The sequence below is a fragment of the Halobacillus sp. Marseille-P3879 genome (genome assembly GCF_900240285.1).
In the GTDB taxonomy this organism is placed as follows: domain Bacteria; phylum Bacillota; class Bacilli; order Bacillales; family Halobacillaceae; genus Halobacillus_A.
The window spans coordinates 1,464,013-1,489,456 of sequence record NZ_OESS01000001.1; the positions used below are offsets into that span (position 1 = coordinate 1,464,013).

At 39.2% G+C, this 25,444-nt stretch carries 31 protein-coding genes and 2 riboswitches; of the genes, 27 read left to right on the forward strand and 4 right to left on the reverse strand.

From position 1 onward, the window contains the following. Positions 1 to 3: 3 nt before the first annotated feature. From C1A12_RS07155 to C1A12_RS07165, 3 genes are all read left to right on the forward strand, one after another. Positions 4 to 156: a small acid-soluble spore protein P gene (locus C1A12_RS07155; RefSeq protein WP_101843137.1), complete on the forward strand. Its 153-nt coding sequence runs from the start codon at positions 4 to 6 to the stop codon at positions 154 to 156. Positions 157 to 308: 152 nt separating this feature from the next. Further along, entirely contained in the window at positions 309 to 914 is a 606-nt protein-coding gene (locus tag C1A12_RS07160) for a serine/threonine protein kinase (protein ID WP_235001546.1), read from the forward strand. Positions 915 to 986: 72 nt separating this feature from the next. Beyond that, positions 987 to 1,226, forward strand: a complete 240-nt coding sequence (locus C1A12_RS07165; protein ID WP_101843139.1) for a hypothetical protein — start codon at positions 987 to 989, stop codon at positions 1,224 to 1,226. Positions 1,227 to 1,261: 35 nt separating this feature from the next. Here C1A12_RS07165 and C1A12_RS07170 read toward each other — a convergent pair whose 3' ends face one another. After that, on the reverse strand, positions 1,262 to 2,020 hold the full coding sequence (locus tag C1A12_RS07170; protein WP_101843140.1) for a TrmB family transcriptional regulator: 759 nt from the start codon (positions 2,018 to 2,020) through the stop codon (positions 1,262 to 1,264). A gap of 129 nt (positions 2,021 to 2,149) precedes the next feature. Here C1A12_RS07170 and C1A12_RS07175 point away from each other — a divergent pair, with 129 nt between their 5' ends. From C1A12_RS07175 to copZ, 12 genes are all read left to right on the forward strand, one after another. Beyond that, a complete protein-coding gene (locus tag C1A12_RS07175) occupies positions 2,150 to 3,316 on the forward strand; it encodes an MFS transporter (protein ID WP_101843141.1) in 1,167 nt (388 codons plus the stop codon). A 148-nt stretch (positions 3,317 to 3,464) separates the two neighbouring features. Beyond that, a complete protein-coding gene (locus C1A12_RS07180) occupies positions 3,465 to 4,079 on the forward strand; it encodes a PH domain-containing protein (RefSeq protein WP_101843142.1) in 615 nt (204 codons plus the stop codon). 189 nt (positions 4,080 to 4,268) lie between these two features. Next, complete coding sequence (locus C1A12_RS07185; RefSeq protein WP_101843143.1) at positions 4,269 to 4,463, forward strand: YfhD family protein; 195 nt, start codon at positions 4,269 to 4,271, stop codon at positions 4,461 to 4,463. 419 nt (positions 4,464 to 4,882) lie between these two features. After that, positions 4,883 to 5,773 (forward strand): glycine betaine ABC transporter substrate-binding protein, encoded by an 891-nt coding sequence (locus C1A12_RS07190; RefSeq protein ID WP_101843144.1) that lies wholly within the window; start codon positions 4,883 to 4,885, stop codon positions 5,771 to 5,773. A gap of 168 nt (positions 5,774 to 5,941) precedes the next feature. Next, positions 5,942 to 6,754 (forward strand): VLRF1 family aeRF1-type release factor, encoded by an 813-nt coding sequence (locus C1A12_RS07195; RefSeq protein ID WP_101843145.1) that lies wholly within the window; start codon positions 5,942 to 5,944, stop codon positions 6,752 to 6,754. 161 nt (positions 6,755 to 6,915) lie between these two features. Beyond that, positions 6,916 to 7,221: an antibiotic biosynthesis monooxygenase gene (locus tag C1A12_RS07200; RefSeq protein WP_101843146.1), complete on the forward strand. Its 306-nt coding sequence runs from the start codon at positions 6,916 to 6,918 to the stop codon at positions 7,219 to 7,221. Beyond that, positions 7,218 to 7,574 carry a hypothetical protein gene (locus C1A12_RS07205; RefSeq protein WP_101843147.1) on the forward strand — a complete coding sequence of 119 codons (357 nt, stop codon included), beginning with the start codon at positions 7,218 to 7,220 and terminating at the stop codon, positions 7,572 to 7,574. The genes C1A12_RS07200 and C1A12_RS07205 overlap by 4 nt, the downstream gene beginning before the upstream one ends. Positions 7,575 to 7,586: 12 nt before the next feature. Beyond that, entirely contained in the window at positions 7,587 to 8,255 is a 669-nt protein-coding gene (locus tag C1A12_RS07210) for a B12-binding domain-containing protein (protein WP_235001547.1), read from the forward strand. Next, positions 8,242 to 9,003, forward strand: a complete 762-nt coding sequence (locus C1A12_RS07215) for an STAS domain-containing protein (RefSeq protein WP_101843149.1) — start codon at positions 8,242 to 8,244, stop codon at positions 9,001 to 9,003. The genes C1A12_RS07210 and C1A12_RS07215 overlap by 14 nt, the downstream gene beginning before the upstream one ends. A gap of 113 nt (positions 9,004 to 9,116) precedes the next feature. Next, positions 9,117 to 9,428, forward strand: a complete 312-nt coding sequence (locus C1A12_RS07220; protein ID WP_101843150.1) for a metal-sensing transcriptional repressor — start codon at positions 9,117 to 9,119, stop codon at positions 9,426 to 9,428. A 14-nt stretch (positions 9,429 to 9,442) separates the two neighbouring features. Continuing rightward, on the forward strand, positions 9,443 to 11,821 hold the full coding sequence (locus C1A12_RS07225; protein ID WP_101843151.1) for a heavy metal translocating P-type ATPase: 2,379 nt from the start codon (positions 9,443 to 9,445) through the stop codon (positions 11,819 to 11,821). 19 nt (positions 11,822 to 11,840) lie between these two features. Beyond that, positions 11,841 to 12,047, forward strand: a complete 207-nt coding sequence (copZ, locus tag C1A12_RS07230) for a copper chaperone CopZ (RefSeq protein WP_101843152.1) — start codon at positions 11,841 to 11,843, stop codon at positions 12,045 to 12,047. Between the two features lie 38 nt (positions 12,048 to 12,085). Here the strand turns inward: copZ and C1A12_RS07235 are convergent, their stop codons facing one another. Then, on the reverse strand, positions 12,086 to 12,421 hold the full coding sequence (locus tag C1A12_RS07235; protein WP_101843153.1) for a spore coat protein: 336 nt from the start codon (positions 12,419 to 12,421) through the stop codon (positions 12,086 to 12,088). Positions 12,422 to 12,433: 12 nt separating this feature from the next. Further along, positions 12,434 to 12,697, reverse strand: a complete 264-nt coding sequence (locus C1A12_RS07240) for a hypothetical protein (RefSeq protein WP_101843154.1) — start codon at positions 12,695 to 12,697, stop codon at positions 12,434 to 12,436. 230 nt (positions 12,698 to 12,927) lie between these two features. Between C1A12_RS07240 and C1A12_RS07245 the strand changes: the two genes are divergently transcribed. The 9 genes from C1A12_RS07245 to C1A12_RS07285 all read left to right on the forward strand — a co-directional run bounded on the left by C1A12_RS07245 (position 12,928) and on the right by C1A12_RS07285 (position 21,953). Then, positions 12,928 to 13,845, forward strand: a complete 918-nt coding sequence (locus tag C1A12_RS07245) for a proline dehydrogenase family protein (RefSeq protein WP_101843155.1) — start codon at positions 12,928 to 12,930, stop codon at positions 13,843 to 13,845. 546 nt (positions 13,846 to 14,391) lie between these two features. Beyond that, positions 14,392 to 16,791, forward strand: a complete 2,400-nt coding sequence (locus tag C1A12_RS07250) for a 3-hydroxyacyl-CoA dehydrogenase/enoyl-CoA hydratase family protein (RefSeq protein WP_101843156.1) — start codon at positions 14,392 to 14,394, stop codon at positions 16,789 to 16,791. A 20-nt stretch (positions 16,792 to 16,811) separates the two neighbouring features. After that, a complete protein-coding gene (locus C1A12_RS07255; RefSeq protein WP_101843157.1) occupies positions 16,812 to 17,987 on the forward strand; it encodes an acetyl-CoA C-acetyltransferase in 1,176 nt (391 codons plus the stop codon). Positions 17,988 to 18,006: 19 nt separating this feature from the next. After that, positions 18,007 to 19,788, forward strand: a complete 1,782-nt coding sequence (locus C1A12_RS07260; RefSeq protein ID WP_101843158.1) for an acyl-CoA dehydrogenase family protein — start codon at positions 18,007 to 18,009, stop codon at positions 19,786 to 19,788. A 126-nt stretch (positions 19,789 to 19,914) separates the two neighbouring features. Next, positions 19,915 to 20,271 carry an arsenate reductase family protein gene (locus tag C1A12_RS07265; RefSeq protein ID WP_101843159.1) on the forward strand — a complete coding sequence of 119 codons (357 nt, stop codon included), beginning with the start codon at positions 19,915 to 19,917 and terminating at the stop codon, positions 20,269 to 20,271. An 83-nt stretch (positions 20,272 to 20,354) separates the two neighbouring features. Continuing rightward, on the forward strand, positions 20,355 to 20,738 hold the full coding sequence (gene gcvH / locus C1A12_RS07270) for a glycine cleavage system protein GcvH (protein WP_101843160.1): 384 nt from the start codon (positions 20,355 to 20,357) through the stop codon (positions 20,736 to 20,738). Between the two features lie 123 nt (positions 20,739 to 20,861). Continuing rightward, on the forward strand, positions 20,862 to 21,206 hold the full coding sequence (locus tag C1A12_RS07275) for a topoisomerase (protein ID WP_373420423.1): 345 nt from the start codon (positions 20,862 to 20,864) through the stop codon (positions 21,204 to 21,206). A 15-nt stretch (positions 21,207 to 21,221) separates the two neighbouring features. Further along, entirely contained in the window at positions 21,222 to 21,530 is a 309-nt protein-coding gene (locus tag C1A12_RS07280) for a thioredoxin family protein (protein WP_235001548.1), read from the forward strand. Between the two features lie 105 nt (positions 21,531 to 21,635). After that, positions 21,636 to 21,953, forward strand: coding sequence for a hypothetical protein (locus C1A12_RS07285; protein WP_101843162.1), 318 nt, complete (start codon positions 21,636 to 21,638; stop codon positions 21,951 to 21,953). On the opposite strand, the gene C1A12_RS07290 is transcribed toward C1A12_RS07285, so the two are convergent. Beyond that, positions 21,946 to 22,362 carry a TlpA disulfide reductase family protein gene (locus tag C1A12_RS07290; RefSeq protein ID WP_101843163.1) on the reverse strand — a complete coding sequence of 139 codons (417 nt, stop codon included), beginning with the start codon at positions 22,360 to 22,362 and terminating at the stop codon, positions 21,946 to 21,948. The two genes, C1A12_RS07285 and C1A12_RS07290, sit on opposite strands and share 8 nt — an antisense overlap. Positions 22,363 to 22,438: 76 nt before the next feature. Further along, positions 22,439 to 22,545: riboswitch (SAM riboswitch) on the forward strand. 157 nt (positions 22,546 to 22,702) lie between these two features. Next, a riboswitch (SAM riboswitch) is annotated at positions 22,703 to 22,815 on the forward strand. Positions 22,816 to 22,883: 68 nt separating this feature from the next. Between C1A12_RS07290 and C1A12_RS07295 the strand changes: the two genes are divergently transcribed. The 3 genes from C1A12_RS07295 to C1A12_RS07305 are packed head-to-tail and all read left to right on the forward strand — an operon-like array spanning position 22,884 to position 25,437. After that, positions 22,884 to 23,909, forward strand: a complete 1,026-nt coding sequence (locus C1A12_RS07295; RefSeq protein ID WP_101843164.1) for a methionine ABC transporter ATP-binding protein — start codon at positions 22,884 to 22,886, stop codon at positions 23,907 to 23,909. Beyond that, on the forward strand, positions 23,902 to 24,570 hold the full coding sequence (locus C1A12_RS07300; RefSeq protein ID WP_101843165.1) for a methionine ABC transporter permease: 669 nt from the start codon (positions 23,902 to 23,904) through the stop codon (positions 24,568 to 24,570). The genes C1A12_RS07295 and C1A12_RS07300 overlap by 8 nt, the downstream gene beginning before the upstream one ends. Positions 24,571 to 24,600: 30 nt before the next feature. After that, positions 24,601 to 25,437 carry a MetQ/NlpA family ABC transporter substrate-binding protein gene (locus tag C1A12_RS07305; protein WP_101843166.1) on the forward strand — a complete coding sequence of 279 codons (837 nt, stop codon included), beginning with the start codon at positions 24,601 to 24,603 and terminating at the stop codon, positions 25,435 to 25,437. Positions 25,438 to 25,444 lie beyond the last annotated feature (7 nt).

Below are 25,444 nucleotides of genomic sequence, written 5' to 3' on the forward strand. Positions count from 1 at the left end.
TCTATGACGAAAAGAAGAAAAGGGCCAAAGCAGAAGGATCATCCAGATTTACCTCAAAGCCCAAAGCAGGGTTATGGTGAAAAAATGGAGGGCTCGCATAAAGTAAAGCAAGCCAACCACAGCCGACAAAATCAACATTCTGATCATGATCTATAACACAGTTCTTAAACCGCTTAACACTTGTTGGCGGTTTTTTTATGTAGGAATAATCAAATAAACTATATAACGGATTTCATTTTCAATAAAATCATTATTTTTAGATAAATTTTGCTATAATGGGGAAAAGAAGTTCTGTAGAGGGGATGACCATGAAAACGAAAAACATTGCTGAATTAGTTCAGGATGTTCGGTTTGTTGATCAAAAAGTGAAGAATATTCCTGAGGAGTTTTCGTTAATTGGGCAGGGAAGAAGCGCGGCAGTATTTAAGGTGACGGGGTTCAGGTCCCTGGCAATTAAGGTATTCTATCCTGAATACAAGGATTTGGCTTTCAAAGAAGCGGCTATTTACTTAAAGCTGGAGGATCACACCTATTACCCTGAACTTATTGAATATGGGGAAGGTTATTTAGTAATGGAATACTTAAAGGGTATTACTTTTTATGACTGTCTAGTGAATGGAACTCCTATTACACCCAGTATGGTAGCAATGGTAGATGAAGCTCTAAATTATGCAAGAGCGCGCGGGCTGAACCCTTCAGATACTCACTTAAAAAATATTATCCTTACAGAAGATCATAATATTAAAGTAATTGACGTTGTGCGTTTTACCCAGTCTGAAGAATGTCCGCATTGGTCTGATCTCAAGAAAGCTTATTACAGTTATTATCAGAAGCGCTATTTTCCTAAACGGTTTGCTCCGTTATTTATCGAACTGATTATTCGTCTATACCGCAAGCGATTATTACCTATTTAGTACGCTCGTAACGTTTTACCCACTGAATTCCTGGGAATTGTTATTCAAAAGGAAAAGAAAGGTGGGGAAAAGATGTCACAATACCGTCTTGATAACGTAGAGGTCGGGAAGAATTACTCTGCCAAAGAGTTAGACAGCTTTGTGAGTACAACAGATGTAGTGCTTCTCGCCAATAATGAATCACAGCTTTTTACAGATCCAGATAGAGAATATAAAGTCACAGATGTATTTGAAGGTTTTTTTGAGCATTCCTCAGAGAATGGAGAAAAATACTTTCGAGAGAAAAAAGCCTACGTAGTGGAAAAGGCATAAGGCTTTAAAGACTCCCGCACAGCAGGGGGTCTTTTTTAATACCTTAATCTCATTAACAGCTTCTTAATCTCTTCATCTTCAAGGAGAGTTTTTTCATATTTTTTTGTAATAGTAGTTAAAGCTACATCGTGCTGAAAGAACTCAATAAAGAATTTAACGAGAGGTTTTGCCTTCGTAGTTATACCCTGCCATAAGTCTTGTTCGACACCAGCAAAAATTATTTCTTCTTCATCAATAATGACAAGTTGATACTGTTCTAACGCTTCGTGCTTTTCATTTGGATGTAAGACGTGCAAGTTTGGAAGTTCGGTTTCTAAAGCACCGACTGAAAGGATCTCAACTTCCACTCCTTTATCCTTTTTAGTTTCTAGGGTTTTTAGAACAGATTTTAAGTCATGATTCCAACCAGATAATTGGATAGAACTTTCAGCCTCCAGAAGCTTATCATTCATTAACGAGTCAATGCTTTGTTTGTTTTGTAAGGTCCATACACGTTCATCACCGGGCGGCAAAGAATATTTTTTTTCTTTCAATTCCTGAATATGGGATTCAAATTCTAATGTTAACTTTTCAATTGTTATCTCAAGGGGAAGGGCACGATAAAGCTTCTTATTTTTTTGAAAAGAAGTCAGGAGGAGTCCTTTTTCAACCAATCGATTTAACACTTCATAAACCTTCGACTTGGGAACACCAGAATACTTAACAATCGAAGTGGCGTCTAATGGTTCAGGACTGCTCGTTAAGGCTTCAAATACTTGACTTTCGTACTGCGTAAATCCAAATTTTTGTAACATAAATCCTTCCTTCCTTTCCGTCTTCTCTTGTATTCAGCATACCGTAAATTTTCTTTTCGTAAAATGGTTGTCTTTTTCTGTTTATAAGGTTACCCTTGTAGTGGTAACCCTATAAAAAGGAGGAAGAGAATGAATAAAAAAGTTTATATGTTAGCGGTTGTGTCTTTTGTTGTGGGGACGGTTGAACTCATAATTGGCGGTACACTGGATTTAGTTGCGAATGATTTGGGTGTCAGCATCGGACAGGCTGGTTTATTAATTACTATATTTTCACTGGTATTTGCCATCGCATCGCCTATTCTATTAACCATGACCGCGAATATCGAAAGAAAAAAATTAACTTTGATATCACTGTTCGTCTTCTTCTTAGGTAATCTGCTTGCTTTCTGGAGTCCCACATACTCTGTAATATTATTAGCCAGAATCATATCAGCAGCAAGTGGATCTCTTCTCGTAGTCCTTGGAATTACAATTGCTTCATCCATCGTCCAAAAAGAATTTCAGGCCCGCGCCATCGGCATTATTTATATGGGAATCAGTGGTTCCTTAGTACTTGGTGTACCCATTGGTCTTACTTTAAGTAATGCTTTTGGCTGGCGCTCGCCTTTTTTATTAGTTGCTGTTCTTACAGTGGCTTCAATGATAGGTGTTACGTTCTTATTAGAGAAAATAGAACCTAAACCTGCTCTGCCTGTAAAACAGCAAATTCGCACATTAAAAAACAGTAAAGTATTCTCGGCCCAGCTTACTTCATTTCTATTTCTTACCGGGCATTTAACTTTGTATGCTTATTTAACACCTTTTTTAAAAACAATGCTAGGGCTCAATGGAACGTGGGTTAGTATTGTATATTTCATATTCGGCGTGGCGGCCGTATCGGGTGGAGGGATTGGTGGTTTAATATCAGACAAATGGGGAAGAGAGCGCAGTATTTTAGCGATAATTGGATCTTTTGCTGCTGCTATTTTTCTTATTCCGTTTGTAACCTTCTCTTTTCCTTTGTTTTTAATCGTTATGGTGGTATGGAGTATGTTAAGCTGGGCTATTACCCCTGCTCAACAGAGCTATCTTATTGCATCTGCACCAGAAACTTCTGACATACAGCAAAGTTTGAATAATTCAGCGCTTCATTTTGGAATTGCCATGGGGTCAACAGTGGGAGCGGTAGTCATTGAACAATCCTCAGTCATTCACAATGCTTCCATTGGAGGTTTGTTTGTATTGCTCGCGTTAGGTACGGCTTATTTCTCAATCACTCGAACCCAGGAATCTCTGGCTGCTGAGAATGCAGGTTGAAAACAAACAGGGTTACTCTTTGTATAAAAGGGCGATCCTGTTTTTTATTTAACAAATTCTTCATGAAAGGTCTATCGTTTACAGCGGATAAGTAATCTTCTCCTTTATGATAAAATAAATGACAAGGACATTTTTGAGGAGGGATTAAATGTTTAAGAAAATGGCAACCGATGCTTTAGGTTTAAGTGATATAGGTAGTGTGATTTCTCCTGAAGACTATGACAAAGTGGATGCAGACGATTATGTAATGCATGAGGATGGAGAGAAAATTTATTTTTTAATTAAATCTAAAGCTGATGAGTACTGCTTTACAAATAAGGCGCTCATTCACGTTGATGGCACAAGTGCCACCAGTAAAAAACGTACATTGAGAAGATACCCTTACTATACTCATACGTTTTCAAGTATCGAATTAGAGACGGCAGGCACGATCGATTTAGATGTTGAAATAAAATTTAATCTAGGCAGTGAAGAATTTGATATTGATGTGCATAAGAAGTTTATTGAGGAAGTTAAAGATCTGTATAAATCACTTCTGAAAATCGCCGAAATTTCTGAAGAGAACCAGGTGTTTACGGAATATGCAAATCAAAGTCTGAATACAGCTTCAGTAACCCTTCAAAACAGCCGTACCCATGAAACACGCCTTTCTCACGAATTCAGGGATATTAATGAGACGACGTTTAATTGGTTGTTGGAAGCGAAAAACCAATACCATATAAAAGATTTCGGTCATGTATTTGAATTATTTATAAAGAATTAAGCAGGAAAAAAGGGGCTTAAAAAGCCTTATAAAAGTAAAGGGAAACCCACAGAGAAGTAAAACTTTCTGTGGGTTTTTTTAAGTTTAAAAATCCCTCCGTTTGAATAACTGGAGTAAAATTTGCTTCGAAAGAATAAGAACTATTTAATGACAAATCATAGTAAAGAAAAATACAGAAGGAGGGTAACCATGGGCAGAGATGAGCATAAGAAATCAAACGCCAGAAAACAGCAAAAATTATCTCAAACACCTAAGCGTGAAAAACATGATGGATTAGATGTAGAATTCTCTCAGGATATGGCTGACCATGATGACATGGAAGCAATGAAACGCAGCGAAGCAGCTGACCGTCGTGCCAATCACGAACAAAAAAGAAGACGTTAAGAAATAAACCAGGCTGAAACAAAAATGAATAAATCATAAAATAATCCGAATGATTCTGTAGAAATCAGTTCGGATTATTTATGTTAAAGAGAATTCACACCATTGCTCCGTTAAAATACTCCGCTTTTAAGTGGGCACGGCCTTAAGCAAAGAACGCTTTCCTGAGGCATCTTCCGCTCGATCTATTCCCACAGGAGTCTACGTATTTTGACTACGCGGATGATCTGCGTTTATAAGAAAGTTCGTTTTTTGACATCACTGCTTTACTTATGTCGCAGTCCTGTTTTCTATAAGAAGAATATTCAGTTTCATTTTTTTGTACAGTTTAAATTGTTTTAACTTTCGACAATTTATGATATACTTCGTAACTGTGTTGAAAAATCATTGTAATATTCAAAAAAGTAGAGGGGGAAATACTTATGCAACGTGTACGTAAATGGCTTCCAGCTGTTTTATTAGGTTCTTCTTTAGTGCTAGCAGCATGTGGAAACGATTCTGACTCAGATTCATCAGGTGACGGTGGCGGAGAATCTTCAGGGAGCAAGGAAGTAAGTATTGGGATGAACAACTGGGCTGAAAACATTGCAGTCTCCAACATGTGGAAAATTGTTCTTGAAGAAGAAGGATATGATGTAGAACTTGAGCAAGTTGAAAAAGGCGTATTATACGAAGCCCTGTCTGAAGGAGACCTTGATATCGGTATGGAAATATGGCTTCCAAATACGGATGCATCTTTCTACGAAGAATATGAAGAAGAAATTGACTGGCGTGAAACTTGGTATGAAGGAACAGAGTTGGGTCTCGTTGTACCTTCTTATATGGAAGATATTAATTCAATTGAAGACTTAAACGATCACGTGGATGAATTTGACGGACAAATTGTTGGGATTGATTCTGGAGCAAGTATTATGTCTCTTACAGATGATGCAATTGAAGAGTATGATCTTGACTACACATTAGCTGCCTCGTCTGAAGGTTCAATGATGACGGAATTGACAGGGGCAGTTGAAAACGAAGATCCAATTGTGGTTACCCACTGGACTCCGCACTGGGCATTCTCAGAAATGGACCTTAAGTTCTTAGAAGATCCGGAGAATGTTTATGGCGACTCGGAGGATATATCTTATGCAGCCAGACTAGATCTTGAGGAAGATAACCCTGAACTCGTTGAAATGTTTGATAAGTTCATGTTGGATGATCAACAGTTAGGAGAACTTATGTCTTCCATAAATGAAGCAGATTCAGAAGAAGAAGGTGCTCAAGCGTGGGTTGACGAGAATCAGGATGTCATTGATGAATGGATAGAATAAAATTTGTAGAAAACAGTCTGCCCTTATAAGCAGGCTGTTTTTTAATGTCTGGAAATAGGAGAGGCAAGACAAGTGAAAAAGCAAAGAGAGAATGAAGTTTAACATCACTCCGTAGAGGAAACATAGTAACTAGAACAGATAAAGCAGAAAAAGGAGTCGATGTAGTTTATGGATTTAAATAAGGAAATTAAGAAACTAGAGAATATACATTTAGAAAAGCCTCAGCAAGTGTTCACTATGTACTTGAACACAGATCCTTCTGACCCTGAGCAGCAAGGAGGAGAATGGAAGATCCATTTAAAGAACGGCTTAAATAATTTTGAAGCCTATCTAAAGGAAGACGGTGATTCAGAAGAAAAAAGAAACTTTTGGGCCGTCAAAGAGAAAGTCCAGACTTTCATTGAAGAAAATGAACAGAACTTTGCTAAAAGTGCAGTAGTGATTGCGTCTGCTGATGATACCGTTTGGTTTGCGGAACGGTTTCAGATGCCAGTAGAAAGTGAGTTTTATTGGGAATCTGAGCCGGTACTTGATCAATTAAAACAAATGCGTGAAAAATTTCCAAAAACAGGAATTATTTTAACTCAAAAAAACCAAATTAAATGTATTGATGCTAATCTAGGAATGGTTAACGATACTCAACTATTTGAATTAGATTTAGATACTGAAGATTGGAGACAGCATCAAGGGCCCCACCGTGCGGATGCTTCCATGGGATCTGGCGGAGCTAAAAATACGAAACAGGATCAATTTCAAGAGCGCTTTGAAGCCAACCGCTACCGCTGGTACAAGAGTGTAGCACCGAAATTAGATAAGCTCGCAAAGGATAACGAATGGGAGCGGATTTATATGGTGGGAGATAAAGAAGAGCTTAAAGACTTAGAAGACAACATGAACAAACAGGTGGACGACTTTGTGAATAAGAATTTATTGGACCATGAAGAGACTAAAGTGGTAAACGAGATTGTCCAACATTTATAAAAATATATTAAAATAATAAAAGGGCTGAACAAGAGTTCAGCCCTTTTATAGTGGTTTTATCAAATCCTTCTATGTTAAGTGGATGGCTGCAGGTTATCACCTGATCCAACAATATGATAGAATAATATTCAGTAGAAATTAACGAAGAGGAGCTTTAAGCTATGTATGTTGTAGATTCAACTGTTGTGGTACCTGATCATAAAGCAGATGAGTTAATTTCCATTTATCAAAATCGGTCCCGGCTGGTTGATGGAGCAGATGGATTTTTATCCTTTCAATTACTGCAGAACGAACGAAAACCAGGAGAGTTAACTGTCCATATGGAATGGAAAGATAAATCATATTATTTAAATTGGGCCCGCAGTGAACAGTTCAAGAAAATTCACGAATTAGAAAAGAACTACCCGGATCAGGAATTGCAAGGGATCGTACCTCATGTAAAAAAATATGAGGTAGTGGCCCAGTGAACCCTAATGAAAGAGACACATTAGTTGATCAGGTCGTAACGGAAATATATGATGCTTACCCCTGGCTGTGGGCTGAGTTTGGCCAGCACGGCCGTGAACGGACTAAAGAAGACAACTATCATCATATTGATCATTTATATACTGCTTACGAAATGAAAAGCGCTGTCTTTTTTATAGATTATACCTTGTGGCTGCAAAATGTCTTAACATCTCGTGGTATAGGCAATAAATTAATAATTGATAATTATGAACGGCTGATTCAAAATCTGGAGATGATGGAATGGGAATCTAAAGCAGAAAAGCATTCATTCGTTCATCATTTGAAACTGGCGCTTGGAAGTCTTCGTGACTGATAGCAATTAGGGGTGAAATCTTTGACGCAGCATCATGAAAAATTAGCTCACTATTTCTTAGATGGTGATGAGGAGAAAGCTTTGACTTATATAGAGGACCGGTTGTTAAACCATCCAAGGCTTTATCTTTATGAGGATATTATCACCCCCGCGATGTATTATATAGGAGAACTTTGGGAGAACAATGAGATCTCTGTGGCTGATGAGCATCTTGCTACTGCAATTTGTGATTTTGTTTTATCAAAGATAGATGCCGAAGCAACTTATATTCGTGGGGATCATCAGAAGAGTTTTAAAGCTATTTTATTTGGAGTAGAAAAAGAACAACATTATATAGGATTGAAAATGGTGGCTGATTCATTTAAGGAACAAGGGTGGAGAGTGCGTTACTTAGGGCCGGATCTGGGTATGGAACACTCTCTTACTCAAATTCACCGCTATAAGCCGCACGTCATTGGAGTATCTGCAGCTCTTTCTTATCGTCTCCCCACTTTAAAAAAACTTGTGCAGAAATTCTGTTCACTGGAATGGAAACCTTTAATTATGATTGGAGGAAGAATGGCGAGGAAATTTGATCTAAAAGAATTTGAGTCTGATCAGGTTATAATTATTAAGGATCTAAATCATTTAAATAAATGGTTTATGGATGGAAGGGCAGGAGTAGTTAATGAAACAAGCTGACCGAACTCTCCCGCTCCCTTTCTACAAGATTAACAAAAACTTTACCGTCCAGGCTTATTCAGAAGAGGCTATGAAACTCGGGAAGATCCCAGAAAACCTCTTGGAGATTATAGATGATGGAAGCGTGGAAAAAGTTAAGAAATGGGTATCATCTGATATCTATAAATCAGTCCTGGAAATTCATCTGAAACCTTTAGAAGAACAAGCTGATCCGATAACAGCGGATATGTATGTCGTATGGAATAACGACTTGTATGCAGAAGTTATTCTTATGATAAAAGATGAAAAGCTGATACAGGTAACTAATAGGTTATCTCAACTTCGCTCGCGGCTGAATGAAACCAACTTTGAATTACTCGAAGAAAAAGAAAAGCTTGAAGAAGCCATTGAACAAAATAATAGGCTTTCCGCCCCTTTTATTGAACTAACTAAAGATACAGCTTTAGTACCTTTGTTCGGAGATTTAACTTCAGATAAAATGCAAGCAGTAGAAGACTACTTGTTAAAGGCTTCCCAAAAAGAGGAGATCGACCAATTGTTATTTGATTTTACTGCAGTTGGTGAGATAAACAGAGAGGGTATTTATATGCTGGTCAACCTGATAACCTCACTATTTTATATGGGCATAGAGATTATCATCACTGGAGTAAGGCCTAAACAGGCTAAAATGCTGCACGAGCTTAATCTTCCTCTTCAAGTAAGCTTTATTCATTCCCTGCAACAAGCAATTGCCAAATATTGTACGTAAACCGGCTCACAATCTGAGCCGGTTTTTTTAGTGCGAAGCAGAATAGTTTCATTTTATACGATACCCGGGTATAGTATATATAAGAAATACATCGAAAAGGATGGGAGTTACCAATGAGTCAATTACCTGACCACAGTGGAAAGCAGCCAGTAAAGAAAAGAACGGAGGATGAGAAAACCCAGGTTATTAATCGCCTAAGGAGGATAGAAGGCCAGGTAAGAGGTATACAAAGCATGATTGAAGAGGATAGATATTGTGTAGACGTTTTAGTTCAGCTTTCTGCCATCGATTCAGCTTTAAAAAAGGTTGGTTATTCTCTCATGGAAAGACATGCGAAGCATTGTGTAAGCGATGCTGTCCGCTCTGGTAATGGGGAAGAGGCAATGGATGAATTAATTAAAGTAATGAAGCAATTCAGTAAATAAGGAGTGAATCGAATATGAGGCAGCAATTATCACTTCCTATTGAAGGAATGACATGCTCTGCGTGTTCCTCACGGATTGAGAACGCATTAAACAAACAAGAAGGACTCACAGCTGCTGTTAATTTAACTTTAGAAAGGGCCAGTGTAACTTATGACGATCAACAAACGAACTTAAGTGATATTGTAAATCAGATAGAACAAATGGGTTATAATGTTCCTTCACAGAAAAAGGAATTTAGGATTTCAGGAATGACTTGCGCAGCGTGCTCTACCCGAATTGAAAAAGTTCTTCAGAAAACGGATGGTATTGATACAGCTTCAGTTAACCTCACAAATGAAACTGCAGCGGTTACCTATAAAGAAGGGATTATTGATGTAAATACGATTATTGATACAGTTCACCAACTTGGCTATGAAGCGAAGGAGCGTGAAAGTGAGGAGATATCGGGTAAAAGAAAAGAAAAGGAATTATCTCATAAAAAGAACTATGTGATTATCTCTTCAATTCTTTCGTTTCCTTTACTCCTTACAATGCTTGATCACCTGCTGCAAATAGATGTGCCGATGATTCTTATGAATCCCTGGGTGCAATTTGCATTAGCGACCCCTGTGCAATTTGTGATGGGGTGGCAGTTTTATCGCGGGGCCTATCATACGTTAAAAAACAAAAGTGCTAATATGGATGTTTTAGTAGCCCTGGGTACAAGTGCTGCCTATTTTTATAGTTTAACTGAAGCGATTCGAAGCAGTACTGGCGGAAACGGAGAAATTCATCTGTATTTTGAGACAAGTGCAATTCTTATCACACTAGTTCTACTTGGTAAGTATTTCGAAACTAGAGCCAAAGGCCGTACAACTCAAGCTTTGTCCGCTCTTCTAAATTTACAGGCAAAAGAAGCAAGAGTACTGCGAGACGGAAAAGAAACAACTATTCCACTTCAGGAGGTTGAAGTAGAGGACATTGTTATAGTTAAACCTGGTGAAAAAATTCCGGTAGATGGAATGGTACTCAGTGGGGAAACTTATGTTGACGAGTCTATGGTGACGGGAGAATCAATTCCAGTTTCTAAGAAACAGGGGGAAGAAGTCATTGGTGCAACATTAAATAAAAATGGCTCGATTCAAATGAAAGCAACTAAAGTAGGTAAAGATACGGCTTTAGCTTCAATTGTAAGAATTGTAGAAGAAGCTCAGGCTTCCAAAGCCCCTATTCAGCGCATGGCTGATGTAATATCAGGTTATTTTGTCCCGGTTGTTGTAGCCGTTTCCGTGTTGACATTTCTCGTTTGGATCAGCTTCATTGATCCTGGAGCGACCACACCTGCCCTGGTAGCAGCTATTGCTGTCCTGGTTATTGCCTGCCCGTGTGCACTGGGCTTGGCGACCCCAACTTCAATAATGGTTGGAACTGGTAAAGGGGCAGAGCAGGGAATTTTATTTAAGGGTGGAGAACACCTTGAAAAAGCTCAAGGAGTAGATACAGTAATATTCGATAAAACCGGAACGATAACTAAAGGCAAACCCGAAGTTACAGATTTCACAGGGGATAAAGAAACATTAGAGTTAGCAGCTAGTGCCGAAAAATTATCAGAACACCCCCTGGCAGAAGCCATTACCGCATATGGTGAATCTTATGGAGTAGAGTTTCATGATGTTAGTCAATTTGAGGCGGTTACCGGCCACGGTATAAAAGCAGTAATAGAACAACAATCCGTATTAATTGGGACCAGGAAGTTATTTAATGAGGTAAATGTGGAATACAACAAATATGAAAGCCGCATGACTGAATTAGAAAATGAAGGCAAAACCGTAATGCTTATTGGTGTTAATGGTGAAGCTAGAGGTCTAATTGCTGTTATGGATACAATTAAAGAATCAGCAAGACCAGCATTACAGCAGCTGAAACAACAAGGAGTTCAGTTAGTACTACTGACGGGAGATAATTGGCGTACAGCACGTTACATTGCTGAGCAGGCTGGAATTGATCAAGTAATTGCCGAGGTACTGCCGGAGCAAAAAGCAGAAGAGGTAGAGGATATGCGCAGGAAAGGCCATGTAGTAGCCATGGTTGGAGATGGAATAAATGATGCCCCTGCATTAGCTGTAAGTGACCTGGGCATCGCTATAGGAACAGGTACAGATGTCGCAATAGAAGCTGCCGACGTAACCATTCTTGGTGGAGACTTAAATCTTATCCCAAAGGCTTTTCAACTGAGTCAAAAAACAATGAGGAATATCCGTCAGAATTTGTTTTGGGCTTTAGCTTATAATACAGCGGGGATTCCTATCGCGGCAATAGGATTACTTGCTCCCTGGATTGCGGGAGCTGCCATGGCCTTTAGTTCAGTTAGTGTGGTATCTAATTCATTAAGGTTGAAAAAAATAAAATTGTAATAGAAAGGTGAGATTGTTCATGCAATTAACTTTAGAAGTAAACGGAATGAGTTGTGAACATTGTGAAAAATCAGTAAAAAATTCCTTGAATGCGTTGGAAGGCGTTCATGGTGTGAATGTAGACTTAACAAGTGGAAAAGTTGACGTTACGTTTGATGAGGCATATGTAACAAAATCAATGATGAAAGAAGCAATCGAAGCCCAGGGATATGAGCCTGTGGGATAAAAAATAGGTCCAATTCGTTTTTCGAATTGGACCTATTTTTATTGCACTGCATACGGAAACTGGTTTTTATAGCCTGAGAACTGCTGGTAAGAATTTTGGACTTTTGTTTGTTCTGCTTGCTCTACGGAATACCAGCCGTTTTTAAACATTAAATTATATAAGTTGCGCTGGCAGTCCTGCGTTTCCTTGAAAATGGTGGCAATATCTTGATAAAGTGTCTGGTTACTAGCTTCATTAAGGGCTACATTATACGCACTAGTCATGTATTTTTCCGTCGTCAATAAATCATTAACGAAATCACGTTCATTCATTTGAGGGGTCTTTGGAACTTGAGTTTCTGGGTTTTGAATTTTATTTGTCTGATTTTGCGGCATGATCTGCACTCCTTAGTTCATGTTTTGGGGGCTTGTATTTAAGTGCTCTAAAATCTTATTGTAGTGGCGTTGATGCATTTGTCCGGCATTCTCCAGAGCCTGCTGCAATTCAGGGGTCTGGCATTGTTCTGCAAAGAAATGGGCTTTCTTACAAGCGTTCAAATTCCAAGACAGCATATCCGTAATATACAGCTGATCTTTCGTGCTCACGATCTCAGGCACCTGAGCCATAGGCTGGGATGACTGAATATTAGGGTTCGGGTTCTGTTGTTGCATGAGTGCATCCTCCTTTAATAAATTCATTTTTAATATGTCCTAATAATTGTCGAATATGCCGGATACAACATGTAGAATAATTAATAATTTATACGAATTTATACCCAATTTTGTAAACTGGTGATAAAATATAAGGAGGCGTTACCGCTTACAAACAAAGTATTCCTGTTATTAATAGAGGAGAGCCGCTGAAGTATAAAGATTAGCTTATTTTTGGGGGTAGGGTTTGCATGGAACAACTACTAAGAAACTTTTTCCTGTTTTTATCTAAAAATAAATTTTTTACAAAATTGGCAAGAAAGTATGGACTTCGGTTTGGAGCTGGACGGTTTGTAGCTGGGGAAACCATACCAAATGCTGTGGAGACTATACAAAAATTAAACAACCAGGGTATGAGTGTCACGATTGATCACTTAGGAGAGTTCATTGACACAGAAGAAGAGGCTAAGGAGGCAGCTGAGGAATGTATAGAAGCTGTTAAAGCTATTGCTGAGCATCGCCTTGATTCGCAGCTGTCTCTTAAATTAACTTCAATGGGACTGGACATTTCTTATGAGCTGGCTCTGGAAAACATGAAGAAAATTTTAAAGGCAGCTGAGGAAAATGATGTTTTTATTACAATTGATATGGAAGATTTCGAACGCTGTCAAACAACGATAAAACTTTTCAAAGAATTAAAAGCCGAATATAAGAACATTGGAACCGTTATTCAGTCTTACTTATACAGAGCAGTAGAAGATATTGAAGATTTAAATCAGTATAATCCCAACTTGAGGCTGGTAAAAGGAGCCTATAAAGAATCACCAAAAGTAGCTTTTCCAGACAAGAAAGATGTGGATGAGAACTTTAAACGTATTATAAAAATGCATTTACTGAATGGCAATTATACGGCTGTCGCTACTCATGATGATGCAATGATCGAATATACCTTAAATATAGTGGAAGAACATAATATTCCTCTTCAACAATTCGAGTTCCAAATGCTTTACGGCATCAGGGTTGAACGTCAGGAGGAATTAGTCAAAGAAGGTTACAAAATGAGAGTATACGTCCCTTATGGCACTGACTGGTATGGTTACTTTATGAGACGTTTGGCTGAACGGCCGGCGAACGTAGCATTTGTGTTAAAAGGTGTAGTGGGGAAATAAAAAAGTACGTTTTACAAATTGCTCAGCTTGTAGAGAAATTTCTGTTTTTCTGCAAGCATTTTTATATTTTCGAGTTAAAGGGGTATTAAGTGCTCTTCGATCAAAATAAAAAGGGGGATGGTACCGGGCGGGGGAAATAAAGGATTTAAGAAGCGATTTGATTTCCGTTGCTTGCATTGACTTCCTCAGGCTTCACCATGTTTGCATCCAACCTTGCTTGTTTTTACGTTTTCTTAAACTTTGATATGAAAGAACTAAAGAATAACAAGTGTCGGTCCTTCAATTTTTAAAATCATAAACAAGCATCCTGGTTATTTAATGAAGGAGCAAAATCGGTCCTCTGAATTGGTTTCCTTTAAACAGCGTTTGTCAAAGCTTTAATCTATAATTTTAGAAAATGTCTTTCTGGTTTTTTTATTATTGAAAACGATTGCGAAATATCTGAATATAATTTATAGTATAGACAGAAACCAATATTTGCTCCACAATATTTTTTTATCCACAAAATGAATGAGTATTCATTCAAAAATGATAGGGGGATAACTCATGAATCAGAAAATCAAGCGTGCTGCAGTGTTGGGCTCTGGGGTAATGGGGGCCGGTATTGCTGCTCACTTGGCAAATGTAGGGATACCAACATTAATGTTAGACATGGCACCTCGTGAACTTAATGATGCAGAAAAGAATAAAGGATTAAGCCTGGAAGATCCTGCTGTGAGAAATCGAATTGTTTCTGCAAATAAAGAAGCATTAAAAAAACATAAACCTTCACCATTAACAAGCCGTAAAAATCTTGACTTAATTGAAGTTGGGAATTTCTCGGACGATATGGATAAGCTTGGAGAAGTGGATTGGGTAATCGAGGTCGTTGTAGAGAACTTAGAAATTAAAAAGGAAGTTCTCGCTAAAGTGGACCACTACCGCAAGGATGGAAGTATTATAAGCTCGAATACATCAGGAATTTCGATAGAGGCCATGGCAGAAGATTGCAGTGAAGATTTCCGAAAGCACTTCTTAGGCACACATTTTTTTAATCCTCCACGCTACCTGAAGCTCCTGGAGGTTATACCTACGAAAGATACAGATGACAACGTATTGCAGTTCATGAAGCGTTTTGGTGAAGACACGCTTGGTAAGGGAGTCGTTGAAGCAAAAGATACCCCTAATTTTATTGCTAATCGGATAGGAACGTACGGTTTATTGATTACTGTAAAGGAAATGCTGAAAAACGGATATAGTGTTGGCGAGGTAGATTCTGTTACAGGTCCTTTAATTGGTCGCCCGAAAAGTGCAACTTTCCGAACATTGGACGTGGTCGGATTAGATACATTTATCCACGTAGCCAGGAATGTTTATGATCAAGTAGAAGGCAAAGAAAAGGAAGCATTTGAAGTCCCTGAATTCATGAAAGCCATGCAGGAAAATGGCTGGTTGGGGGCTAAGACAGGGCAGGGATTTTTCTTGAAGAAAAAAGGGCAGGAAGGAAGTCAAATTCTTCAATTAAATCCTGACACCATGGATTATGAACCAAACGAAAAACTAAAGTCTAAAGCAGTGGAGCTCGCAAAACAGGAAAAGGATTCAAGACGTAAATTAAAGGTGCTGGCAGCAGCTGAAGGTGACCGGGCAGGAGATTTGATATGGTCAATTGTAAAACCAGTACTTATTTACTCTGCTGAGCTGCTCGGTGAAATAGCAGATGATATTCCTTCGATCGATGAAGCGATGCGATGGGGATTCGGCTGGGAATTAGGACCTTTTGAGATGTGGGATGCAATAGGTGTAAAAGAGTCAGTTACTCGTATGAAGAAAGATGGCGAAACGATCCCGCAATGGATTGATAACATGATCGATCAAGGCTTTGAAAGTTTTTATAAACAAGAGAACGGCAGCGTTTTCTATTATGATAATGGAAGCTATGAGCCTCAAGCATTCAACCCTAAAGCTATTAATGTAAAAAGGTTGAAGCAGACAAGTGAAGTAATAAAGAAAAATGCTGGAGCGAGTCTGATTGATTTAGGGGATGGAGTTGCCGGGCTAGAATTTCATTCGCAGAGTAACGCTATAGGGCTGGACATTATCCAGATGATTAACTATGCCTTAGAAGAAGTAGATGCTCACTATGAGGGGCTCGTTATCGGCAATCAAGGTAAAAATTTCTGCGTTGGTGCTAACCTTGGAATGATTTTAATGGAAGCCCAGGACTTTAACTTTTTTGAAATTGAAATGGTGGTTAAACATTTTCAAGATGCAGCTATGCGTATTAAGTATTCCGATAAACCAGTTGTAGCGGCTCCATTTGCTATGACACTAGGTGGAGGAGCAGAAGTTTGTCTTCCTGCTTCGTCCATTCAAGCATCTTCTGAGACTTACATGGGACTTGTAGAGGCGGGAGTCGGCTTAATCCCTGGAGGAGGCGGAAATAAAGAATTATATATAAAGCATTTACGCAACATTCCAAAAGGCGTGGACTTTGATCTGCAGAAAGTTGCTAACAGCGTATTTGAGAAGATTGCCATGGCTAAAGTTTCTACATCCGCTGAAGAAGCAAGAGAAAATGGTTTTCTCGATAGCCAGGATGCAATAAGCACAAACCAGGATCATTTGTTACATGATGCAAAACAAAAGGTTCTCGGGCTAGCTCATTCAGGCTACCAGGCACCTAAACGTACGAGAGTACCAGTTGTAGGTGAGCAAGGTTATGCAACTATGCTCCTTGGTGCAAAATCACTGGCTCTGAGTGGTTATGCCAGTGAGCATGATTTAAAGATTGCTGAAAAACTTGCGTTTGTATTGGCAGGAGGACGTGTGCAGGAAGGTTCGGTAGTAGATGAACAATATTTATTAGATTTGGAGAGAGAGGCTTTCTTAAGTCTAGTAGGTGAAGCTAAATCTCAGCAGCGAATGCAGCACATGTTAATGAAAGGAAAACCATTAAGAAACTAATTTTTAAAGGGGGAAAAATCGTGAAAGAAGCAGTCATTGTTGCAGGAGCTAGAACCCCTGTCGGCCGTGCGAAAAAAGGGTCACTAGCCAATACTAGACCAGATGATCTAGCTGCCATAACGATAAAAGAAACTCTAAAAAGAGCCGGTAATTATGAAGGAAACATAGATGATGTAATCATTGGTTGTGCAATGCCAGAGGCAGAGCAGGGAATGAACATGGCTCGAAATATTGCAGGGCTGGCCGGCCTTCACTATAAAGTTCCAGCTATTACAATTAATCGGTATTGTTCTTCTGGCTTGCAAAGTATTGCTTATGCTGCTGAAAAAATTATGCTGGGCCATAGCGACACTGCGATAGCAGGCGGGGCTGAATCAATGAGTTTAATCCCGATGGGTGGGCATGTCATTAAACCTAATGTACAGCTTGTAGAAAATGCACCGGAATATTATATGTCCATGGGCCATACGGCTGAAGAAGTAGCAAATCGTTTTAAAATTTCAAGGGCGGACCAGGACGAATTTGCAGCTCAAAGCCATAGAAGAGCAGAAGCTGCAATAAAAGAAGGAAAGTTTCAAGACGAAGTAGTACCTGTGGAAGTGACTTCACGTACTGTAGCAAGTGATAACAAGGTTTATGAGTCTGTGAGTACCTTTTCTATGGACGAAGGAGTCCGACCGGGGACAACGGTAGATGTACTAGGTAAATTAAAACCTGCTTTCTCAGTTACTGGTTCCGTAACAGCTGGAAATTCTTCGCAAATGAGTGATGGGGCTGCAACTGTCCTGGTTATGGAACAGGAAAAAGCGAAGGCTGAAGGACTAACTCCTTTAGTGAAATTTCGCTCCTTTGCTGTAGCCGGAGTGGAACCGGAAGTGATGGGAGTTGGTCCTATAGAAGCTGTACCTAAAGCATTAAAAATTGCAGGTTTACAGCTGGAAGATATCGGGTTGTTTGAATTAAATGAAGCATTTGCTTCCCAATCCCTCCAAGTAATTAGAGAACTAGGGCTTGATATAAACAAAGTGAATGTGAATGGAGGAGCGATTGCGTTAGGTCACCCTCTTGGGTGTACAGGTACAAAACTGACATTAAGCTTAATCCATGAAATGAAACGAAGAAATGAACAATTTGGTGTAGTTACGATGTGTATTGGCGGCGGAATGGGAGCTGCGGGAGTTTTTGAATTAATATAATCCAGGGAGGAACTAGAAGATGAGTGAAATAAAAGAGATGGTTAAAGGTGGAGGGTTTTTAGTAGAAGACTTAGCAGCAGCTGACGTGATTACACCAGAAGACTTTACAGACGAACATAAAATGATTGCAAAAACTACAGAAGATTTTGTATTGGGGGAAGTTGTTCCTAAAATTGATAACCTCGAAAATCACGAGTTCGAGCATTCAGTAGATTTATTAAAAAAAGCTGGCGAATTGGGCCTCTTAGGTGCAGATGTGCCAGAAGAATATGGAGGACTTCAACTCGATAAAATCAGTTCTTCATTAATTACAGAAAAATTTTCCCGGGCGGGCGGGTTTTCAGTTACCCATGGGGCTCACGTTGGAATAGGCTCCCTTCCTATTGTATTTTTCGGAAATGAGGAACAGAAGCAAAAGTATCTACCGGTTCTGGCCACCGGGGAAAAGATTGCGGCTTATGCTTTAACAGAGCCGGGGTCGGGCTCCGATGCACTCGGGGCTAAGACTACAGCAAAATTAAATGAAGCAGGCACCCATTATATTCTAAACGGGGAAAAGCAGTGGATTACCAATTCGGCATTTGCTGATGTGTTTGTCGTCTATGCAAAAATTGATGGAGAGAAATTTACCGCCTTTATTGTTGAGAGAGACTTCAAGGGTGTATCTACAGGACCTGAGGAGAAGAAGATGGGAATTAAGAGCTCTTCGACCCGCACTTTGGTTCTTGAAGATGCGGAAGTACCTGTTGAAAATGTACTTGGTGAGGCAGGGAGAGGCCATGTGATTGCGTTCAATATATTAAACGTTGGACGATACAAGCTTGCAATCGGCGGAGTCGGCGGATCTAAGCGTGCATTAGAGCTGGCTGTTAAATATGCGAATGAAAGAAAACAGTTTAAAACCCCGATCTCTAGTTTTCCACTCATTCAGGAAAAGCTTGCTTCTATAGCAGCTAACACGTATGCGAATGAAAGCTCGGTTTATCGCACAGTTGGTTTGTTTGAACAAAGTATGGGTAAGCTGTCACAAGAGCAATTAAATGACGGAAAAGAAGTCGCCAAAGTGATTGCGGAATATGCAATAGAATGTTCATTAAATAAAGTATTCGGCACAGAACTACTGGACTTTGCTGCCGATGAAGCTGTACAAATCCATGGTGGTTACGGTTTTATGCAAGAGTATGAAGTAGAAAGAATATACCGTGACTCAAGGATTAATCGCATATTTGAAGGTACGAATGAAATCAATAGAATGATTGTTCCCGGAACACTGCTTAAAAAAGCGATGAAAGGAGAGCTGCCTTTACTCCAAAAAGCACAGAAGCTTCAGGAAGAATTAATGACTCTTATGCCTGAAGAGCCGGGGGATGAGGCTTTGGAGCAGGAGAAGTACCTGCTTAAAAATGCCAAGAAGATTGCACTGCTTGCAGCTGGATTAGCTGCACAAAAGTACGGTGAAAAACTAGAAAATGAACAGGAGCTATTAGTAAATATAGCTGATATTACTGGAGAACTCTATAATATGGAATCTGCGGTTCTGAGAACTGAGAAAGCTATATTAAAAGACGGGGAAGAAAAGAACGCCCAAAAGCTCCTTTATACTCAAATCTATGTTCAGGAAGCTTTCAACCGAATTGAAGCTCATGCTAAGGAAACGTTAATTGCTGCTGAATCTGGTGATTCGTTACGTATGATGCTGGGAGCCTTACGAAAGCTGACTCGTCACACTCCAACAAACGTCATAAGGAAAAAACGAGAAGCGGCACAAACATTAATCACAGCACAGAAGTATATAGTTTAACCCAAAAACCGGCTGCCATAAAGGCGGCTGGTTTTTTAAATAGAGAAGTTACCGAATTCAAATGAATTGAGGGAGTTGAGTATGGTAAAATAAGAATCAACCTAGTAAAAGAAGGGTATGATAATCATGTCGTTAACCTTTTATTGGTATCCAAACTGCGGAACCTGTAAAAAAGCAAAAAAATACCTGGACGACAATAACATCTCTTACACTCCGGTACATATAGTGGATTCTCCCCCGAGTGAAGAGGAGTTGTCAGTACTTATTCAAAACAGCGGCTTATCCGCCCGGAAATTCTTTAATACAAGCGGTAAAAAGTATAGAGAATTAAACATGAAAGATAAACTGCGTGATGCCACAGAGCAGGACATGATTAAATGGCTCGCTTCTGAGGGAATGCTGATCAAGAGACCTATCGTCACGGATGGGGAGAAGGTAACAATTGGATTTAAAGAGGAACAGTTTAAAGATTACTGGGATTAGTGAGCAGAACATTGGAAATAAAAGCGGAAAGCTTTTATGTTTATAATTGTTGTTTATATTAATTTTAATCTGGAGGGATATTAATGAGTTTACCAAATGAATTGCTTTATTCTGAAGAACATGAATGGGTTAAAAAAGAAGGCGAAAAAGTTCGCGTAGGAATTACTGACTTTGCGCAATCGGAATTGGGAGACATTGTTTTTGTGGAATTGCCTGAAGAAGGCGATGAAGTAGAAGCGGATGAGCCATTTGGAAGTGTAGAATCGGTGAAGACTGTTTCTGAGCTTTATGCACCGGTAAGTGGGAAAGTTGTTGAAATCAATGAAGAGCTTGAAGACAGCCCTGAGTTTGTTAATGAGTCTCCTTACGAAAAAGCCTGGATGATTGTTGTAGAACCAAGTGACTCTTCCGAACTGGATGAATTGATGTCTGCTGATGAATATAAAGAAATGATTGATGAAGACTAAACAGATTTAATGATGTCATGTACGTATCAGATTACATAGGTGCATGACAGTTATGGTCTAATTACAAGATACAGGCCGTGCTTAACAGCATGGTCTGTTTCTGTATAGTAGGTGACTATGATGATGGATGATAAAATTTTGATCGTTGAAGGAATTACCGATAAGAAGCAAATTAATAAAGTGCTGCAGGCACCCGTTGAGATTTTGTGTACCCACGGAACTCTGGGAATTGAGCGTATGGAAGAACTAATTATGGACTTTAACCTGGACCACAGGCCTGTCTTCATTTTAGTTGATGAAGATGACTCAGGAAATAAATTAAGAAAACAACTAACAGCCGAACTTCCACATGCAGAACATATATACATCGATAAAATGTTTAGAGAGGTGGCTGCTACACCTGAATCTGAGTTAGCTCGAGCATTACTAAGCCACCACTTTAAAGTGAAATCCATTTATCTTACCTAATGCAGGGGGACTATTTTGCAAGTAATCGAAAGATCTGAAATAGTTGAAGTTGCTCAGAAAGAATTGGCATTAACATATATATATACTCCATTTTGCGGGACCTGTAATCTCGCCAGGACGATACTCGAAACTATTGAGCATGCATTTGGACGCACAGTATATTATGAAATGAATGCATCATTACACCCGGGTTTTATGCAGAGTTATCAAATTGAAAGCGTACCGTGTTTATTAGTAACGAAGAACGGTGAAATAATTGAAAAAGTTTATGCCTTTCATTCCGTTTCACATATGTATGAAAAAACAAAAGAATATGTTTTATAATAGCGTCATTTCCCGGGAAATGGCGAAAGATTTTTAACAGGAATATAAAGGAAAACCCTCCTTTGTTGCAGAAGTAATAGATAATGCATAAGAGGAGGGTTTTGTATGGAAACTGTTCTTGAGTGGATGAATAATGTAAACGAGCGGCCTGATTTACTTCCTTTGTGGAAAGAGAGACCTATTGTGATTTTCATTGAGGAAGAAGAGGGAGTGGTACCGCTAACCGTAAATTCCAACGAAATTAAAATAGATTATGATTACGAGTTTCATCGTCAAGTTTACATTCAAGGCAATTCTCGTGTTATTAAAAAAATTCTAGAAGGGGAGGTGAAATTGACCTCCCTTGGAAAAGATAATGGCAGTGTCAAAGGAAAGCTTAGAGACCTTTTATATGTGGAATCATTATTCTTGCTTGCTAAATAACTTTCCCTATTGCTTCTACAATTTCCAAAAATTCAGATTTATCACCGAAGCGATTTGTGATAAATCCTTCCTTATTGATTATAACAGTAGTGGGTACGCCTTGAGCTTTAAAGTTGGAATAGGTTTCAATTCCGTTATCCACTAAAGTTAATTCCCGTAAATGACTTTGGTAAAAGTCAACGGCATCCTCGGAATAGCGTTCTCTGCCTGCAACATTTATTGTGATCATTTCTACCTTTTCGGTATTTAATGTCTGGTAGAGATGTTCTTTTTTAGGTAAATCCTTTTGGCAATCCGGACACCACGAAGTCCAAAACGTTAATATTACTGCTTTACCTAGAAAGTCTTCCAATTGATAAAATGTATTTGATTGAATTTGTGGCAGTCTAAAGTTTGGGGCTTTTTCCATTGTATTCACTCCTGCTATTTATTGACGTCTCTAATGAACAATGCTAACATATAAGATAATTTCATAGCGACATCTTCACTTATCCAGAGAGGCGGAGGGGACTGGCCCTTTGAAGCCCAGCAACCGGTTTAAATCGCACGGTGCTACTTCCAGCAAAGCAGAAGCTGCTTTGAAAGATGAGAAGAGATAGCAGGTACTGCTCTTCTTTAATGTGAAGAGTTTTTTTGTGGGTAAAATTCTTTGATTGTATCACGGAGTTGACAGCTTTACGAGCGGGTGCTAAAATCCATTCTGGTATATTAATTGTTTAGTGCATTAATAAATTAAAATACAAATTTACCTCTTATCCAGAGAGGCGGAGGGACTGGCCCGTTGATGCCCGGCAACCGTCAAGTAAATTACGCTTGAAAAGGTGCCAAATCCTGCAAAGAGTCAATCTTTGATAGATGAGAGAACAGATATGAAGTCCACGCTTTTCTGTTCTTATGCAGAGAAGCGTTTTTATTTAGGAGGAAAGATTCATGATTTCAATAAATAACTTATCAAAGGTCTTTCACACGAAAGATCAGGACGTTCGAGCTGTCGATGAGTTAAACCTATCTATAGATAAAGGTGAAATCTTTGGAGTGATCGGATATAGTGGTGCGGGTAAAAGTACTTTTATTCGATTGCTCAATCGACTGGAAGAACCGACAAGCGGTAATATCGAGCTAAACGATCAGGAGATAACAAGCCTCAAAAAAGGTGAACTAAGAGTAGCCCGTCAGGAAATCGGGATGATCTTCCAACACTTTAATTTGTTATGGTCAAGGACTGTATTCGATAACATTGCGTTTCCTCTGGAGATAGCGGGTGTTTCTAAAGCAAAAAGAGAGGAGCGAGTCAATGAACTTATCGAATTGGTCGGCTTATCCGGACGCGGCGGCTCTTATCCTTCTCAATTAAGTGGAGGACAGAAACAGCGAGTTGGAATTGCTAGAGCGTTAGCTAATAATCCAAAGGTACTTCTTTGTGATGAAGCTACTTCTGCTCTGGACCCGGAGACCACGGATTCAATTCTTGATTTGCTTGTAGATATTAATGAACAGTTAGGGCTTACTATTGTGCTCATCACTCATGAGATGCACGTCATCAGAAAAATTTGTCATCGTGTTGCAGTTATGGAGAAGGGGAAAGTCGTTGAGGATGGAGATGTTCTGGACGTCTTCCTTCACCCAAAAGAAAAAGTAACCAAACGTTTTGTTGATCAGGTAATGGGTGATCCTGACCGTGAAGAATCATTACACCTCATACAGGAGAATTATCGTTCTGGAGAAGTCGTGCAGCTCCATTTCATAGGAGAAAACACGAACCAGGCTCTCATCAGTGAAGTTTCAAGGAAGTTTAATCTTGATGTTAATATCCTTCACGGTAAAATTACACAAACTCAAAAAGGGGCATATGGTACAATGCTTGTCCAGCTGGTTGGGGATGCGGAAGTTGTGAATCAAGCCATTGCTTTCATCCGAACAACTTCAGTAGAAGTGGAGGTGAGTCCGGATGCTTGAGGCATTGATTCCGAATGTAAAAACTGAAGACATGATTGAAGCGACAAATGAAACACTATATATGACCTCAGTGTCTGTTATAGGAACGTTTATTTTAGGGTTATTACTTGGTTTACTCCTGTATCTTTCAGGTCCAGGCGGTTTATGGGAGAACAAACTGCTGAATTGGATTACCGCATCAGTAGTTAATGTGTTTAGGGCAATTCCTTTTATTATTTTAATCTTATTACTCTTTCCATTTACCGACTTTTTAATGGGCACTATACGCGGCCCGGGTGCTGCATTACCCGCTCTCATTATAGGGGGGGCACCGTTTTACGCGAGGTTAGTTGAAATTGCGCTCAAGGAAGTGGATAAAGGTGTCATAGAAGCAGCAAAAGCTATGGGAGCTAAATACCGAACCATAATATTTAAGGTTCTTCTTCCTGAATCTATGCCGGCCCTCGTATCAGGGATCACAGTAACAGCTATTGCTTTAATCAGCTATACGGCAGTTGCGGGAGTTATTGGAGCCGGCGGTCTTGGTGACTTCGCATATTTCTATGGTTTTCAGCGCAGAGATTTCGACGTTGTAGCTGTATGTACTATTTTAATCGTCATTATTGTGTTTATTTTTCAATTTATTGGAGACTTTGTTTCCCGTAAATTGGATAAAAGATAATAATACTAATATAAAAAAGGGGTAAGTATCATGAAAAAAATTTGGTCAAGTTTAATATTTACAGTTTTAATACTTGTTTTAGCAGCGTGTGGAACTTCAGAAGAGGAAGGCTCTTCAGATGATGGAGAGGACCAGTCAGAAATTACAGTAGGGGCTTCAAGTACCCCGCACTCTGAAATTTTAGAGGAAGCTCAGCCGCTTCTAGAAGAAGAGGGAATCACATTAAATGTCGAAGAATACCAGGACTATGTATTACCTAACCGAGATTTAGAGGAAGGTGAAATTGATGCCAACTATTTCCAGCACATTCCTTATTTAGAAGAACAGGAAGAGCAGAATGGCTACGACTTTGCTAATCTTGGAGGAATTCATATTGAACCTATGGGAATTTACTCTAAAGACTTTGAAAGTCTGGATGAAGTAAAAGACGGTACTACGGTTTTAATGAGCAACTCTACAGCTGACCATGGACGAATCCTTTCTCTATTAGAAAAAGAAGGATTAATTACACTAGATGAAGATGTGAATAAAGTGGATGCTACAGTAGATGATATTGCGGAGAATCCAAAGAATTTAGAGTTTGATACCGGTATTGATGCAGCGCTTCTTCCTGAGAATTACGAGCGTGAGGACAATGTATTAGTAGCAATTAATACAAACTATGCAATTGAAGCAGACTTAAACCCAAGTGAAGATGCACTTATTTTAGAGGGCTCGGATTCCCCATATGTAAACGTTATTGCCGCTCAAAGTGATGACGAGGATAATGAAGCGTTAAATAAGCTTGTTGAAGTTCTTCGTTCTGAAGAAATTCAAACGTTTATCGAAGAAGAATATGAAGGAGCAGTCGTTCCTGTAGACGAGTAATATGAAT